The organism is Rothia nasimurium (assembly GCF_004569295.1).
Classification (GTDB): Bacteria; Actinomycetota; Actinomycetes; order Actinomycetales; family Micrococcaceae; genus Rothia; species Rothia nasimurium_B.
The window spans coordinates 1-14369 of sequence record NZ_SPQC01000038.1; the positions used below are offsets into that span (position 1 = coordinate 1).

The window sequence follows — 14369 nt, forward strand, 5'->3', positions numbered from 1 at the left end:
GGCAGGGGCGGGTTGGAACCTTCGCCGAAGAGTGGTAGCTGGCTGTCGTTCATCTCGTATCTTCCCTTCCCTCTGTGGCTGCCCTCAAGGTTTTTGGGCACCACAAAAGTTTAGCCCCATTCGGGAGCGAATGGGGCTATGAGTCATCTCTCGATGAGTCTGGTTGACTAGGCTACCGGCAGGGCGGGTAGCAGGTTGCTCAGGGTCTGACCGGCAAGGTTGATGGTTTCAGATCGGCCGTCGGTGGCGCTGATGACGATGGCGCCCGAGACTACGGTCAGGACGGCCTCGAAGTCGGCTTCGGGGTTGTCCCCGTAGTAGACCGGGGCCTGGCTGAGCAGCAGCTGGGCCAGGGTTGAGGTGCTTGAGCCGTCGGAGGTGAGGGTGATGGCCTCGTTGGTGGTGTAGGTGACGCTCACGGTCTGCTGCTGGCCGTTGGTTGCCTGGGTGCCGTAGACGGCAGTCATCTCTGCGCTGTTGACGCCGGTGGCGGTTACGGCGCTGCCGCCGCTCTGCTTGACCAGGTGGCGGGTTTCGCCATCACGGACGCTGTCGATGGGGAAAGGGTCCCAGCCATCGGGGAAGGTGACCACGTAGTCCAGGCGGAAGGAGGCTCCTGCGGCAAGGACGGCGGTGCCCTCTACGGGTGCTCCGGTGGTGTCTTCGGGGCTGGAGAACCAGAGGCCGGTGCCGCCGTAGGTGCCGGAGTTGAAGCCGCCCAGGCTACCGCCGGGGGTGAAGGTACCCTCGCCGTTGGCGACCAGGCCTGTTGCGCCGTCCGTAATGCGGCCGGTGGAGTCGTCAAACTGCACGTCACCGCTGGTGTTGCTGGTGCCACCGAAGGTTGAGGCTAGGCCGACCTTGGTGTTGTAGCCGGCGCTTGCGTCCTCGATAGCGACCTGGGAGAAGAGCCCCCAGCGTACAGTCAGAGTAGGGGTAATGACGCTGGTGCTAGCGGCGTAGGCGGGCACAAGGGCTGAGGACGCGACGACGGGCGCCGCCCAGAGACCGGCTGTGGCCAGGGTACGGCGTGAGGTCATGTGTGTTTCCTTAGAGTCTGAGCGAGTGATGGTGTGTTAGTTTTCGTCGTTGTCGCCGGGTGCAAGGCCCTCATAGATTTCCTTGCATTCGGGGCAGACGGGGAACTTTTCGGGGTCGCGGCCGGGGGTCCACTTTTTGCCGCAGAGGGCGCGCACGGGCTTGCCGGTGAGGGCGGACTCCATGATTTTTTCTTTGCGCACGTAGTGGGCGAAGCGTTCGTGGTCGCCGGGTTCGACGTTCTGGACTTCTTCGCGTTCCAGCAGGGCGGTGCCGCCGGAGTGGGCAGTTTCGGGGAAGGGGTCTTCGATGCCGGGAATCGATGACATGCCGGGTCTCCTTGAGATTCAGAGCAGGTTGGTCTTGTCTTCCAGTGTAATGCCCCCGTCAAGACGGCGTCCGGCTCCTGCTGTGGGGCAGAGTCCGGACGCCGCTGGTGGGGTTGCTTGCTTGTAGCAGGCTGAAGGGTGGGTTAGCTGTAGCGGGCTACTCGTTGGTATATGTCTGCTACGTGCCGTTCGTAGTTTTTCGCTCCGGCGCGGACGCCCAAGTAGAAGGCTGCCGCCCCGATGAGAGCGGTAGCGAGGGCACCCAACCAGAACCAGAGCAGGCTACCGACAATAGCTGTGGCCCCCATACCGATGAGGGACGGCAAGGAGAGAGCCATGGGGATAAAGATGATAAAGCCCCGTGCCATGGTCTTAGCCATACCGTCTGGCTGTTCCGGGGTCTTCCAGGGGCTGGTTCCCGGTGGCGCCACAGGAGCGTTGAATACGGTGTCGAGGTAGTTGGCCATGCCGTTAGCGATGAAGTAGGTTCCCAGGGCGCTCACCAGCAGAGGAAGGGCCCAGGCAGCGTAACCGGTCAGGAAAGCAAAGGTCAGGGTGCCCAACACAATCATGGGCAGGTAGAGCAGCATCATGCCGTAGGCCCGCCCCAGCCTGTCGTCAATGCCGCGCAGGGGTGAGAGGGCATGCAGGGAGAAAGCCGAGCCTTCAAAAGAAGCCAGGGCAGACTGGGAGTAGCCTGCCATAGCCGGTATGAAGGCAACCGCCATGACGAAGGCCATGGGGTTCGTCATCTCTTCCTCTACCCCGTTCGTTGAGACGATAAAGCTTCCCGAGATAAAAACCATCAAGATATACATGAGCGGCATCATAAGCACGTTGAGGTTGGCCCGGGAATCCCGGAGCATCATATCGAGGGTACGGGCGGCGATAGCCCCGCGCACGGTGGCCGGGAAGCGCCCAAGAAGCCCCAGGTTACCCTGGGCCAGGGTTTTGCCTTCGTCCTGCACTCCGGCAGAATCTCCCACGCTGGCCATTGTTTTAGCCGCAAAGAACTGCCAGATGAACCAGCCCAGGGCACAGTAGACCAGGGTGAGCGCGGTAAGAGCTAGAGCGAGGCCGTAGTGGCCGGCTCCTACCTGCGGGGCAATAGCCCAGGCTGAGGCTACAGGAGTCCACAGCAGGTAGCCGAGAATCTGCCGGAGCTGCTCGGTGTTGCTGGTGATGCCCGTGATAGTCGCCAGCATCAGGGGCCCGGCAAAGATCAGGGCCGCAAAGGCGAGAAGAGTGAGGGCGTTACTCACTGAGCGTCGCGAGCGGACGGGTATAGAGGCTACCGCGGTCAGGCGTCCGCCCAGAATGGCAAGGGCAAGGCCCAGTAAACCTGCCGGGATGAAAGCCAGGGTAGCCGCTAGCGAGTAAAAGTTGGAGGTTATCAGAGCCAGGACGGCTAGTACCGTCAGCGCACCGGGCACCCCAATCAGAGCCCCCAGGGCTTGGCCGCCCATGAGCTGGCGGACGGTAATGGGATAGGGGGCGAGGCGCTCAGGGTCAAGGGTGGGGTCAGCACCGGCTGCAACCAGGGGTATCAGCCACCAGGCCAGGGTCAACAGACCCCCTGCCACCCCCAGAATCAGTAGGGAGTCGGCGGGGTTCTGCAGGGTGAAACCTAAACCGGCCACGCCCACTAGGGCGCCGAGCCCGTAGAGCAGGCCAAAGACCAGGCCCACGATAGCCCAGGCGTTCCCGTTGCGAAAGATAGCGAGGAAGTGGTCGAGTTTGAGTTTTAGGAGGACTGCAACCATGAGATTCCCTCCGATACAACGCGTCCGCCCACCAGTTCAACAAACCGCTCTTCTAGCGATACGCCGCCGCGCACCTGTTCCACGGTGCCAGAGGCCAAAATACGGCCGGCGTTTATGATGGCAACGTGGTCGCACAGGCGCTGTACCAGGTCCATGACGTGGGAGGAGATGATGACGGTTCCGCCGCCTGCCACATAGGCCTTGAGAATATCCTGGATGTTCGAGGCCGAGACCGGGTCGACCGCTTCGAAGGGCTCATCGAGCACCAGCAGGGAGGGGGCGTGGATCATGGCGCAGGCCAGGGCAATTTTCTTGGTCATACCGGCTGAGTAGTCGGCGACCTTGCGGCCGGCGGCCCCGGTCAGGTCCATAACCGTGAGCAGGTCGCGGGTTCGCTCAGCCACGGTTGCCTTATCGAGCCCGTGCAGGCGGCCGGCGTAGGTGAGGAGCTGCTCGCCGGTGAGCTTGTCGAAGAGGCGGACGCCGTCGGGCAGCACACCCACCCGGCGTTTAGCATCTAGGGGGTTGGCCCAGATGTCCAGACCACCCACCAGTACCTGCCCGGCGGTGGGCTTGAGCAGGCCTGTTGCCATGGAGAGGGTGGTGGTCTTACCTGCGCCGTTGCGCCCTACCAGCCCGTAGAAGGAGCCTCTGGGCACGGTGAGGTTGACTCCGTCTACCGCGGCTTGCTGGCCAAAGACCTTCACCAGGTTGGTGATCTCCAGGGCTGCGCTGCCCCTGCTGGCCTCTGCCACTTCAGCTTCTACCGGCACTGAAACTGGCTCAGTAAAGCCACCGCCGAGTGCCTCTTCAGGCCGGTTGTGGGTTTGGTCGTAACGTTCATTCTGCGGGGGAAGGTTCTCATGTACCATATCTCCACTGTAGCTAGCATCACGAGTCTTTCCCTCCCCCGCTAGGGTGATTCCTTAAAAAAGAGCCATCATCAGGGCTGAACGGGCCTTTGTGACGCGAGGGTCAGCTGAGCCTACAACCTCGAAAAGTTCCAGCAGGCGTCCGCGCACCATGGTTTTAGTCTCCGCGTCTACAGCCTTGAAGAGGGCAATAAGACGGTTGAAGGCGTCCTCCACGTGCCCGCCAGCTACATCTAGGTCGGCAACGTTGAGCTGGGCCTGCACGTCGGTAGCGTCGGCGGCAGCTTTCTGGCGTTCTTCTGCCAGGTTCAGGGTTGAGACGCGGTGGAGCAGATGAACCTGAGCCAGGCCGATTTTAGCGTCCGTATCCCCCGGATTCTCATTGAGTGCGCGGGTGTAGGCAGCTTCTGCTCCCTGGTAATCACCCCGGTCCAGCGCCTCGATAGCTTCCCGGTGCAGGGGCGGAAGGGGCTTCTCGGCCTCCGACAGTACCGGCTCAAATCCACCGGGCAGACCCTGCTGGGCGGCGAGCTGTAGCACCTGCCCCAGTACCTCGGTCAAAGCCTGGGGCTCAACGGGGCCGTTGAAGAGCGGGGCCGGACGGCCAGCGAGCACAGCCACCGCCGCAGGCACGCCCTGAATCTGGAAGGCCTGACCGATTTCGGGGGTCTTGGTGATATCGGCGGCAGCCAGCAGCAGATTGCCACCAGCAGAATTCACCAGGGCCTCGACCTGCTCCAGCATCTGGACTGACGCCGGTGAGTGGGGCGCCCACAGGGCAAAAATCACGGCACCCCGGTTGGACTCCTGCACCAGTTGCTGGAACTGGGCCACATCGGTTACATCCAGTCGCCAGCTGGCTGCGGCGCTCTCCTCAGCAGGCTCAGCGCTGGAACCTGCCGAACTCGTAGCCCCCAGATCCAGAGCGTTCCGTACCGAAGCGGGTAGGTTCTGATCGTCAATCCCGGCCATTGGGCCTTCCTTTCACAGCGACAAATATCTCTACTGTCTATGGTGCCAAAGCTCAGCCGATGCACGGGCACGCCTGCCCTAGTTCTAGCCCAGGGCAGAATCACGATAAGGTTGAACACAGTAACTACACCACTACCCGAGTAGCCAGCATGCCCTCATCTTTTTCTCCCTCCCGCCTCCTGCGGTCTCTGACCTCCCGCACCAGCCGCACGCAGCCGCCCGCGTCGGCATCTCCATCGACCCCAACTTCAAAAACTCAGACGGAACCATGGGCCGCGGCTACCAGGGCGTCGCCCTCACCTACGCCCAGGTCGCCAACAAGCCCATGCTGCACCGGGCCCGCACCGAAAACGGCCGCACCCTGGTGATCATGGACGAAATCCACCACGCCGGCGATTCCCTCTCCTGGGGCGACGGCCTGCGCGAAGCCTTCGAACCAGCCACCCGCCGTCTAGCCCTCACCGGTACCCCCTTCCGCTCCGACACTGCAGCCATTCCCTTCGTCCAATACGAAGAAGACGCCGACGGCATCCGCCGCTCCAAATCCGACTACTCCTACGGCTACGGCCCCGCCCTCAAAGACCACGTCGTGCGCCCCGTCATCTTCATGGCCTACTCCGGCCAGATGCGCTGGCGCACCTCCGCCGGCGAAGAAATGGCAGCCAACCTAGGGGAGGGCTTCACCAAGGACGTCACCGCCCAGGCCTGGCGCACCGCCCTCAACCCCGACGGTGAATGGATCCCCACCGTACTCGCCGCCGCCGACAAACGCCTCACCGAAGTACGCCGCACCGTCCCCGACGCCGGTGGCCTCGTTATTGCCACCGACCACGCCGACGCCCGCGCCTACGCCAAACAGCTCCAAAAAATCACCGGCGAAAAACCCGCCCTCATTCTCTCCGACGACAAAGAAGCCTCCAACAACATCGAAGAATTCTCCGCCGGACTCGCCCGCTGGATGGTCGCCGTGCGCATGGTATCCGAAGGCGTGGACGTCCCCCGCCTAGCCGTCGGCGTCTACGCCACCTCAACCTCCACCCCCCTCTTCTTCGCCCAGGCCATCGGCCGCTTCGTCCGCTCCCGCAAACGCGGCGAAACCGCCTCGGTCTTCCTGCCCTCCGTACCCCAGCTCATGATGCTGGCCAACGAAATGGAAACCGAACGCGACCACGCCCTCGACCGCAAGGGCACAACCGATGAGGTCATCGACCCCCTCAACGAAGGCCTAGACGACCACCTCATCGAAGAAGCCAACAAAGAAGAAGTCGCCAGCGACCAGCTCACCCGCGGCAAATTCGAAGCCATCGGCTCTCAGGCCTCCTTCCACGGCGTCCTCTTCGACGGCGCCGAATTCTCCACCGGCGGCCTGGAAGTCGGCTCCGACGAAGAACAAGACTTCCTCGGCATCCCCGGCCTACTCGACGCCGACCAGGTAGGCACCCTGCTCCGCGCCCGCCAAAAAGACCACGCCTCCCGCCGACCGGTGTCCGCCGCCCCCCAGGTCGTCGACCACCGCCAGCTCAAAGACCTGCGCAACAAGCTAGCTAAAAATGTTGCCGCCTGGGCAGCCCGCACCGGCAAACCCCACGGCTCTATCCACAACGAACTACGCCGAATCTGCGGCGGGCCCGCCGTCGCCCAGGCCTCAGCAGAACAGCTCCAGGCCCGTCTGGACAAACTGCAGGACTGGTTTGTAGGGCGTAAGTAGGTCTCGGCGCTTTTTGCAGTGAGAGTGGCGTCTTTTGATAGAAGCTGGCGCGAATCAGCCTCCGCCGGGACTACCTGGCCCTCAAGATACGCTACTGGCAGGCAGTCGAAGCGGGCGATCGCGAACTCGCCGGGCGTCTTGCCCATGAAGCTATTTCTTTGGCCCAGCAATTTCGCTAAACCCAAGGGCACAAAAAGGGGCGCCCCCACCACTACAGGTAGGGGCGCCCCTCATCATTCTTTCAAGAATTAGAGAGCCTAGAGCACCTCGGCGACCGTTACCCCGGCGTCCTCAAGCTCATCGCTCACCTCATCGAGGGCGTCCTCATCAACCGGGGCCGTCAAATCAAGCAGCACACGGGTCTCGTAGCCGGCATCCACCGCATCCAGCGCAGTAGCCTTCACGCAAAAATCAGTGGCAATACCCACCACATCAACATAGGTAATATCGCGCTCAGCCAGCCAGTCATCCAACGACACCTTGGGTGTATCGTCCTGGGCCGGGGCACCAGCCTCGCGCTCACCGGTCATCACAGAATCCTCGGGAGCCAGCAGGCCCTCAAAACCCGAGTAGGCGGCCTCAAACTCGCCCTTGCGGAAGTATGCCTCGATGTAGTCGGTATCGAGATTCTCGTGTAGCTCGGCACCGTGGCTCTCGGCCTTGCAGTGCACCGGCCAGGAGTCCTTGAAATCGGGGTTCTCAGAGAAGTGGGTGCCGGGGTCAACGTGCCAGTCCTGGGTTGCGACAATCGCCTCGTAGTCGCCGTGGTGATTCTCTACATACTCGCTAATGAGGGCAGCAACCTCTGCGCCATGCTCGGTAGCAAGCGAGCCGCCCTGGCAAAAGTCGTTCTGAACATCAACAATAATGAGTGCTTTTGACATCGTGTGATCCTTCTTCTTAAGAGACAAATTCTGTGGGAATGACCGGGTCGCCGGGGGAGAGACGGGTAGCGGCTACCGGCAGCTCCGTGAGGGAGCGGGCATGACGCTCGGCAGCTCGGCGCACGCCCTCAGCCTCGGTAAAGCCGGGCTGGATCTGCCCGTCGACCACCAGGTCTACCATGAGGGGTCGGTCGTTGGAGTCAGCAGGAGCCTCAATATCGAGCCCCACCACTTCGGCCGTGGCGGTGCCGGCGGCATCAAGACGGCGGACGGCGGTTTTCTTGCCGCCCACAGATGCCTTACCCGAAGAAGTCTTAGCGACAGGCTCCATCACTCCCTGGGAGTTCTCACGCAGAACCACCTTATAAACCATGGAAGAGGTAGGAACCCCGGAGCCGGTGACCAGCTTAGTGCCCACCCCGTAGGCGTTGACGGGGGCGGCAGCTAAGGACGCGATGGCGTACTCGTCCAGGTCACTGGTCACGGTAATCTTGGTGCCGGTGTTGCCCAGGGCATCGAGCTGCTCGCGCACCTTCTGGGCCTGGGCAACCAGGTCACCAGAATCCAGGCGGACGGCACCCAGCTCCTTCCCTGCCAGCTCAACGGCCAGGTTCACGGCTTGTTCAACATCGTAGGTGTCGACCAGCAGGGTGGTCCCCAGGCCCAGGGAGGCTAGCTGGGCTTCAAAAGCCTGGCGCTCGGAGTCGTGGAGCAGGGTAAAGGCGTGGGCGCTGGTGCCGACGGTGTGGAGCCCGTAACGGCGGCCGGCCTCAAGGTTCGAGGTGGCGGTAAAGCCGGCAATGACGGCGGCGCGGGCGGCAGATACAGCAGCCTGCTCGTGCGCCCGGCGGGAGCCCATCTCAAGGCAGGGGCGCTTACCTGCGGCAACCGTCATACGGGAGGCAGCGGTAGCGACGGCAGAGTCAAAGTTAAGGATGGAGAGAATAAAGGTCTCTAGCAGGCAGGCCTCTGCAAAGGACGCCTCAACCTGCAAGACGGGGGAGTGAGGGAAGAAAACCTCGCCCTCGGCATAGCCCTGGATAGAACCGGAAAAACGGAAGTTAGCAAGGTAATCCAGGGTCTGTTCGTTGACCACCTTACGGGAGGCTAAAAACCCCAGCTCTTCGGTATCAAAGCGGAAGTTCTCTAGCCCCTCAAGCAACCTGCCGGTGCCTGCCAAGATGCCGTAGCGGCGTCCGCCCGAAAGCCTGCGGGTGAAAACCTCGAAGACGGTGCGCCGGTGGGCAGCGCCTGAGGCTAGGGCAGCCTGCACCATGGTCAGCTCGTAGTGGTCGGTGAGGAGGGAAGTTTTTTGAGTCACGGGTATAACTTTATCCTTTTGACCGCACCTAAGCCCAGCCCCACCGCGGCAGTTCTGCTTGCCCCGAAAGTGAACGAGCTAGGGCACAGAGAAAGAAGAGCCCTATGATAGATAAGGTACAAATGACCTAAGGAGTACGCCCTATGCCTTCGGCTGCCTCAGCCACCGACACCCTGGCAGATCTTGAGCTCGATCTAGCCCTAGACGAGAGTACCCAGCTCAACCTGCCCTGGGCGGTCATTGTCTGGGACGACCCGGTTAACCTGATGAGCTTCGTGACCTATGTGCTGCGAACCCAGTTTGGCTACAGCACCGAAAAAGCCCACCAGCTCATGATGCAGGTACACACCGAAGGCAAGGCCACCGTCTTTAGCGGCTCCAAAGAAGAAGCCGAACGGCACACCACCGCCCTGCATACCTGGGGCCTGTGGGCAACCATCGAGCAGGCAGGTGCATAGTCTTATGGCTGAACCCTTCACCCCAACCTCCCGTGGCATTACCGCCCGTTTTACTCCCGAAGAGGTACAGGTGCTCACCCGCCTGTTTGAGGACGTCGCCCTGGCACTGGAGCCGGAAGAAGACCCCAACGCCGATCCCCTGGCGGCCCTGGTGGGGATTTCTGAGACCGCTAGCGTGCCCAGTGACCCTGCTGTTGCCCGTATGCTGCCGGTGGCGAGTGATGACCCGGAAGTCGCCGATGAATACCGCCGCTTCACCGACCTTTCCTTACGCCGGGCCAAAATTGAACACCTCACCCAGGCCTCCATGGACCTGCAGGCCGGGGTTGTGCGGCTAGATACCGAGCGGGCTAATAGCTGGGCCGCTGCCCTCAACGACGTGCGCCTGACCCTTGGCACCCGCCTTGGAATCAACAGTGCAGACGACGCCGACCGCATTGGCGAACACACCGACTGGGGCAGCGTAGAGAGCACCGAAGACTACATGGCCCTGCTCTACAACTTCGTCACCTGGCTGCAAGAAAGCCTCATGCAAAGCCTCCTGCTGGGCCTGGACGAGGCCGGGGCAGGGCCGTCCGCCCCCTAAGCAATCTTTCGTGACCGATTATGACGCCCCGCGCGGGCGCCGGGGCGTGATAGTCCGCTCAAAAGCCTGTCGCTGCGATGGGCACTCTACAGTTTTCTTCAACCTTTAGCTAATGTCAGGTGTGTAATGAGCGAAACCAACCCGAAACTCGTAACCCCCTGGGGCAGTCAGGTGCTTGCCGAACCCACCGCAAGCGCCCCCATTGGCGTGTTCGATTCGGGAGTAGGAGGCCTGACCGTTGCCCGCGCCATCATGGACCAGCTACCGCACGAGTCGGTGATTTACGTGGGCGACACCGCCCACGGCCCCTACGGCCCCCTGACCATCGCCCAGGTGCGCGCCCACGCCCTGCGCATCATGGACGAGCTGGTGGACTCCGGGGTCAAGCTCCTGGTGATTGCCTGCAACACGGCGTCGGCCGCTGTGCTGCGGGACGCCCGCGAGCGCTACACCCGCAAGTACGGTATTCAGGTGGTTGAGGTTATTCAGCCCGCAGCTCGCCGAGCGGTGGCGGCAACCCGCAACCGTAAAATTGGCGTCATCGCCACCGAAGCTACCGTGACCTCCCGGGCTTATGAAGACACCTTCTCGGTCATGAGTGACCTTGAAATCTACTCTGTGGCCTGCCCCCGCTTCGTAGAGTTCGTTGAAAAGGGCATCACCAGCGGCCCCGAGCTACTTGAGACCGCCGAAGAATACCTGGCTCCTCTCAAGGAGGCCGGGGTCGATACCCTGGTGCTGGGCTGCACCCACTACCCCCTGCTCACCGGCGTCATCTCCTACATCATGGGGGACGACGTCACCCTCGTGTCGTCCTCGGAAGAGTCGGCTAAGGACGTCTACAAGGCCCTGCTGAGAGCCGGGCTAGAACGCCCTGCCGCCCTGCCGCCCTCCCACGAATTCCTGGCCACCGGTGAAACCGAAACCTTCGAGCACTTAGCCCGCCGCTTCCTGGGCCCCGAGGTCGCCAATGTGCGCCACACCAACTCGGTGGCAGAACGATTCCCCACCGGCTCCCTGGCCGTCGTTCCTCCCGAACTCATCGCCCCGTCCGTCACCACCCCGCGCATTACCATCACCACAGACACTCCCTAACACACAGGCACACACAGAAAAAGGAAGGCCACTGATGCGATTGACCGTCATAGGCTGTACCGGCTCCTTCCCCGGGCCCAATGCAGCGGCCAGCTGCTACATGGTCTCGACCATTGATGACCTGGGCAAGACCTGGCGCATTATCGTCGATATGGGCAACGGCGCCCTGGGCACCCTTCAGTCCCACATCAACCTCGAAGATATCGATGCCATCCTGATCTCCCACCTGCACCCCGATCACTGCATCGATCTCTCAGGGCTGCACGTGGCGGTCAAGTGGAACCCTAACGGCTGGTCTAAGGGCCCCATTCCCCTCTACGGGCCCAGCGATATCCACCAGTACCTGGTCAACACCCACGGCCTGCCCATCGAACCGGGCATGCACACCGAGTTCGAGTTCCACGAGTGGAACAACCACGCTGAGGTCAAAATTGGCCCCTTCACCGTGACCCCGCACGTGGTCGTACACCCCACCAAGGAGCCCTACGCCCTGCGCATCGAGTGCGAAACCGGTGAGGGCAAGACCGTGCTCACCTACTCCGGCGACACCGACTCCTGCATCGGTCTGATTGAAGCAGCCCGCGACGCCGACCTCTTCCTCTGCGAAGCTGCCTACCAGGAGGGTCGCGACGATGCCCTGCGCGGTATCCACCTGACCGGCAAACGCGCCGGTGATGCGGCAGCTGAGGCAGGCGTCCGCAACCTGCTGCTTACCCACCTGCCCATCTGGAACGACCCCGCTGTTGCTCTGGCCGAAGCCAAGAGCGTTTTTGACGGGCCGATATCGGTGGCTGAGGCCTCGGCAACTTACCGGGTCAACCCCCGCCGTAGCCCCGAGGAATATGCCAGCAACCCGCAGACCACTACCCTGAACGTCATTAGCCGCCACCAGGGGAGCTAACTGCCACCCCTGTGCAGGAAGTTGGGTACAGACAACACGGGCGCAGAAAAGCGCCCGTGTTTTTGTGCGCCCCGGGCAACAGACGCTAGGCTGAAACCATGACAGAAAACATGGCAGCACCCACCCTGCGCGGCGACGGCCGCACCCCCGACCAGCTCCGCCCCATCACCGTCACCCGCAGCTGGTCACAGAACGCCGAAGGTTCGGCCCTCATCGAATTCGGCAACACCCGGGTGCTCTGCACCGCCTCACTGACCGAGGGCGTGCCCCGCTGGCTCAAGGGCCAGGGCACCGGCTGGGTCACCGCAGAATACGCCATGCTGCCGCGCGCCACCAACACCCGTAACTCCCGTGAATCGGTCAAGGGCAAGATCGGCGGCCGCACCCACGAGATTTCCCGACTGATTGGCCGCTCCCTGCGCGCCGTCATCGATACCGCCGAGCTGGGCGAGAACACCATCGTGCTCGACTGCGATGTGCTCCAGGCGGACGGCGGCACCCGCACCGCCGCTATCACCGGCGCCTACATCGCCCTGGCCGACGCCATTAACTGGGCCCAGGCCCAGGGCATTATCCCGGCCAAGGCTAAGCCCCTCACCGGCTCAGTTGCCGCAATTTCTGTGGGCATCATCGACGGCGTACCCATGCTTGATCTGCCCTACGAAGAAGACGTGCGCGCCGAGACCGACATGAACGTGGTCGTCACCGGCGAGGGCAAGTTTGTTGAGGTTCAGGGAACCGCAGAAGGCGCCCCCTTCGACCGCGACGAACTGAACTCCCTGCTCGACTTGGCCCTGCACGGCACCGCGCAGCTAGCCCAGATCCAGCGCGAAGCCCTGGAGGACTAATGCCCGCCAAAATCGTTCTTGCCACCCACAACCAGGGGAAACTACGCGAGTTCCGCGAGATGCTGCGCGGCGCTATCGAGGGGCTGGACGTTGACACCGAGGTGATTGACGCCGGTGCAGCAGGTGCCCCCGACGTGGTTGAAGACGGCGTTACTTTTGCCCAGAACTCCTTCTTGAAGGCCCGCGCGGTAGCTGCTGCTACCGGCCTGATTGCTATTGCCGATGACTCTGGCCTGTCGGTCGACGTGTTGGGCGGTGCCCCAGGCATTTTCAGCGCCCGCTGGGCCGGCCGACACAGAGATGATGAAGCCAACCTCAACCTGCTCTTAGCGCAGCTTTCAGACATCGCCGATGAACACCGCCGCGCTCGCTTTGTCTGCGCAGCCTCGATGGTCACCCCAGAGGGCCTAGAGGCCGTGGAAGAGGGGGAGCTCGCCGGAACCCTGCTGCGTGAGCCCCGCGGCGAGGGCGGGTTCGGCTATGACCCGATCCTGGCAGCCGATGGTTTCACAGGCGAATACGCTGGCCTCTCCTGCGCCCAGGTGCCCGCTGACGTCAAGAATGCCATCAGCCACCGGAGCCAGGCCTTAGCCAAGCTTCTTCCCCACCTACAGGCCGCCCTGGCCCAGTAACAATCCTGTACGAGGTACCCTATGGCAGCGCACCTTACATTCATTGAACAGATGAAGGCTCTTCCCGTGGTCACGGCGGTGATGGAGCAAGCCGGTTTGAACATTCCCCGCGACCGCTGGGACGTCCGAACCACCGGCTCTGCCCACATCATCGTCAACATGGGGGCGGAGCTGAGTGTGCGTATCGCCAAAACCCAGCAGACCGGGCACTTGGTAGCCCGCCGCACCGAGATCCTGCGGCGGCTACCCCAGGACCTCCCCTTTGCGGTACCCCGGCCCATCACCCGGGTCATCACCCGAAACGGCTTCACCGCAGTAGGGCTGACCTGGATCAAGGGGGAGCCCCGCCTGCAGGGCTCGGCCCCACCTAAGCAGCTTGCCACCCTGGTCAAAGCTATCCACTCGGTAGACATCAGCGGCTACGGGCCCTACCTCGACATGGTGCACGAGCACTGGGGCGGACGCGATAACTGGGAGGTGCTCCTGCGCGAGCAGGTCGTACCCCAGCTGCTCACCGGCGCCCAGAAGGTAGCCCACGCAGCCATAGACCGGGTCCTGGCCCTAGAAACCGTATCACCGGTTCTCGTCCACGGCGACCTAGCCGGCCACAATATTCTCTGGAACGGCGACAAACTGGTCGGCGTTATTGACTGGGACCACGCCTCGGTAGGGGACGCGGCCGTTGACCACGCAGCCCTGGGCAACTTCTACGGCTGGGATTCCCTCTCTAAGGCGCTCGATGAAACCCAGCTGGAACGCGCCAAAATAGTGGCCCGCCTGCTACCGCTCCAGTCCCTGGCCTACACTATGCGCAACGGCATGGGTGGAGCTATCCAACGCCTGGCCGTGGAACGTGCCGACGAATGGTACCTGGACCACCGCACCGAGGTGCTTGCAGCTTAGGCACTCTAGGGAAAGAAGGGCAGGCAGGCTCGCAGCGAGTGCGAGCCTGCCTGCCCTTA

At 62.6% G+C, this 14369-nt stretch carries 14 protein-coding genes and 1 pseudogene; 8 read left to right on the forward strand and 7 right to left on the reverse strand.

The features are described 5' to 3' along the window. Positions 1-167 precede the first annotated feature (167 nt). The 5 genes from E4U03_RS09720 to E4U03_RS09740 form a co-directional block, all read right to left on the reverse strand. Positions 168-1040: a hypothetical protein gene (locus E4U03_RS09720; RefSeq protein ID WP_135013379.1), complete on the reverse strand. Its 873-nt coding sequence runs from the start codon at positions 1038-1040 to the stop codon at positions 168-170. A gap of 36 nt (positions 1041-1076) precedes the next feature. Then, positions 1077-1367: a DUF3039 domain-containing protein gene (locus tag E4U03_RS09725; RefSeq protein ID WP_135013381.1), complete on the reverse strand. Its 291-nt coding sequence runs from the start codon at positions 1365-1367 to the stop codon at positions 1077-1079. Positions 1368-1510: 143 nt separating this feature from the next. Then, positions 1511-3130, reverse strand: coding sequence for a hypothetical protein (locus E4U03_RS09730; protein WP_135013383.1), 1620 nt, complete (start codon positions 3128-3130; stop codon positions 1511-1513). Further along, positions 3112-4002: an ABC transporter ATP-binding protein gene (locus tag E4U03_RS09735; protein ID WP_135013384.1), complete on the reverse strand. Its 891-nt coding sequence runs from the start codon at positions 4000-4002 to the stop codon at positions 3112-3114. The genes E4U03_RS09730 and E4U03_RS09735 overlap by 19 nt, the downstream gene beginning before the upstream one ends. A 54-nt stretch (positions 4003-4056) precedes the next feature. Next, positions 4057-4974, reverse strand: coding sequence for a co-chaperone YbbN (locus E4U03_RS09740; RefSeq protein ID WP_135013386.1), 918 nt, complete (start codon positions 4972-4974; stop codon positions 4057-4059). Positions 4975-5185: 211 nt separating this feature from the next. Here E4U03_RS09740 and E4U03_RS09745 point away from each other — a divergent pair. Continuing rightward, positions 5186-6682, forward strand: a pseudogene (locus E4U03_RS09745) (DEAD/DEAH box helicase); the annotation flags it as partial. A gap of 257 nt (positions 6683-6939) precedes the next feature. On the opposite strand, the gene E4U03_RS09750 reads toward E4U03_RS09745, so the two are convergent. Both E4U03_RS09750 and E4U03_RS09755 read right to left on the reverse strand, forming a co-directional pair. Continuing rightward, on the reverse strand, positions 6940-7566 hold the full coding sequence (locus E4U03_RS09750; RefSeq protein ID WP_135013388.1) for an isochorismatase family protein: 627 nt from the start codon (positions 7564-7566) through the stop codon (positions 6940-6942). A gap of 16 nt (positions 7567-7582) precedes the next feature. Then, positions 7583-8887, reverse strand: coding sequence for a nicotinate phosphoribosyltransferase (locus E4U03_RS09755; protein ID WP_135013390.1), 1305 nt, complete (start codon positions 8885-8887; stop codon positions 7583-7585). Positions 8888-9030: 143 nt separating this feature from the next. Between E4U03_RS09755 and clpS the strand changes: the two genes are divergently transcribed. The 7 genes from clpS (at position 9031) to E4U03_RS09790 (ending at position 14310) form a co-directional block, all read left to right on the forward strand. Then, the gene (gene clpS / locus E4U03_RS09760) at positions 9031-9345 is read left to right on the forward strand and encodes an ATP-dependent Clp protease adapter ClpS (RefSeq protein WP_135013391.1); all 315 of its coding nucleotides are present in this window, start codon (positions 9031-9033) and stop codon (positions 9343-9345) included. A 4-nt stretch (positions 9346-9349) separates the two neighbouring features. Beyond that, the gene (locus E4U03_RS09765) at positions 9350-9931 is read left to right on the forward strand and encodes a DUF2017 domain-containing protein (protein ID WP_135013393.1); all 582 of its coding nucleotides are present in this window, start codon (positions 9350-9352) and stop codon (positions 9929-9931) included. 126 nt (positions 9932-10057) lie between these two features. Then, positions 10058-11026, forward strand: coding sequence for a glutamate racemase (murI, locus tag E4U03_RS09770; RefSeq protein WP_135013395.1), 969 nt, complete (start codon positions 10058-10060; stop codon positions 11024-11026). A 34-nt stretch (positions 11027-11060) separates the two neighbouring features. Continuing rightward, positions 11061-11927, forward strand: a complete 867-nt coding sequence (locus E4U03_RS09775; protein WP_135013397.1) for an MBL fold metallo-hydrolase — start codon at positions 11061-11063, stop codon at positions 11925-11927. Positions 11928-12025: 98 nt separating this feature from the next. Continuing rightward, the gene (gene rph, locus E4U03_RS09780) at positions 12026-12775 is read left to right on the forward strand and encodes a ribonuclease PH (protein ID WP_135013399.1); all 750 of its coding nucleotides are present in this window, start codon (positions 12026-12028) and stop codon (positions 12773-12775) included. Further along, on the forward strand, positions 12775-13407 hold the full coding sequence (gene rdgB, locus E4U03_RS09785; RefSeq protein ID WP_135013401.1) for an RdgB/HAM1 family non-canonical purine NTP pyrophosphatase: 633 nt from the start codon (positions 12775-12777) through the stop codon (positions 13405-13407). Before rph ends, rdgB begins: the two co-directional genes overlap by 1 nt. Positions 13408-13428: 21 nt before the next feature. Then, the gene (locus tag E4U03_RS09790; protein ID WP_228066147.1) at positions 13429-14310 is read left to right on the forward strand and encodes a phosphotransferase; all 882 of its coding nucleotides are present in this window, start codon (positions 13429-13431) and stop codon (positions 14308-14310) included. Positions 14311-14369: the final 59 nt, after the last annotated feature.

Coding starts and splice junctions, on each gene's coding strand:
- E4U03_RS09720 (WP_135013379.1), bottom strand. CDS start 1,040: ATGACCTCACGCCGTACCCTGGCCACAGCCGGTCTCTGGGCGGCGCCC.
- E4U03_RS09725 (WP_135013381.1), bottom strand. CDS start 1,367: ATGTCATCGATTCCCGGCATCGAAGACCCCTTCCCCGAAACTGCCCAC.
- E4U03_RS09730 (WP_135013383.1), bottom strand. CDS start 3,130: ATGGTTGCAGTCCTCCTAAAACTCAAACTCGACCACTTCCTCGCTATC.
- E4U03_RS09735 (WP_135013384.1), bottom strand. CDS start 4,002: ATGGTACATGAGAACCTTCCCCCGCAGAATGAACGTTACGACCAAACC.
- E4U03_RS09740 (WP_135013386.1), bottom strand. CDS start 4,974: ATGGCCGGGATTGACGATCAGAACCTACCCGCTTCGGTACGGAACGCT.
- E4U03_RS09750 (WP_135013388.1), bottom strand. CDS start 7,566: ATGTCAAAAGCACTCATTATTGTTGATGTTCAGAACGACTTTTGCCAG.
- clpS (WP_135013391.1), top strand. CDS start 9,031: ATGCCTTCGGCTGCCTCAGCCACCGACACCCTGGCAGATCTTGAGCTC.
- E4U03_RS09765 (WP_135013393.1), top strand. CDS start 9,350: ATGGCTGAACCCTTCACCCCAACCTCCCGTGGCATTACCGCCCGTTTT.
- murI (WP_135013395.1), top strand. CDS start 10,058: ATGAGCGAAACCAACCCGAAACTCGTAACCCCCTGGGGCAGTCAGGTG.
- E4U03_RS09775 (WP_135013397.1), top strand. CDS start 11,061: ATGCGATTGACCGTCATAGGCTGTACCGGCTCCTTCCCCGGGCCCAAT.
- rph (WP_135013399.1), top strand. CDS start 12,026: ATGACAGAAAACATGGCAGCACCCACCCTGCGCGGCGACGGCCGCACC.
- rdgB (WP_135013401.1), top strand. CDS start 12,775: ATGCCCGCCAAAATCGTTCTTGCCACCCACAACCAGGGGAAACTACGC.
- E4U03_RS09790 (WP_228066147.1), top strand. CDS start 13,429: ATGGCAGCGCACCTTACATTCATTGAACAGATGAAGGCTCTTCCCGTG.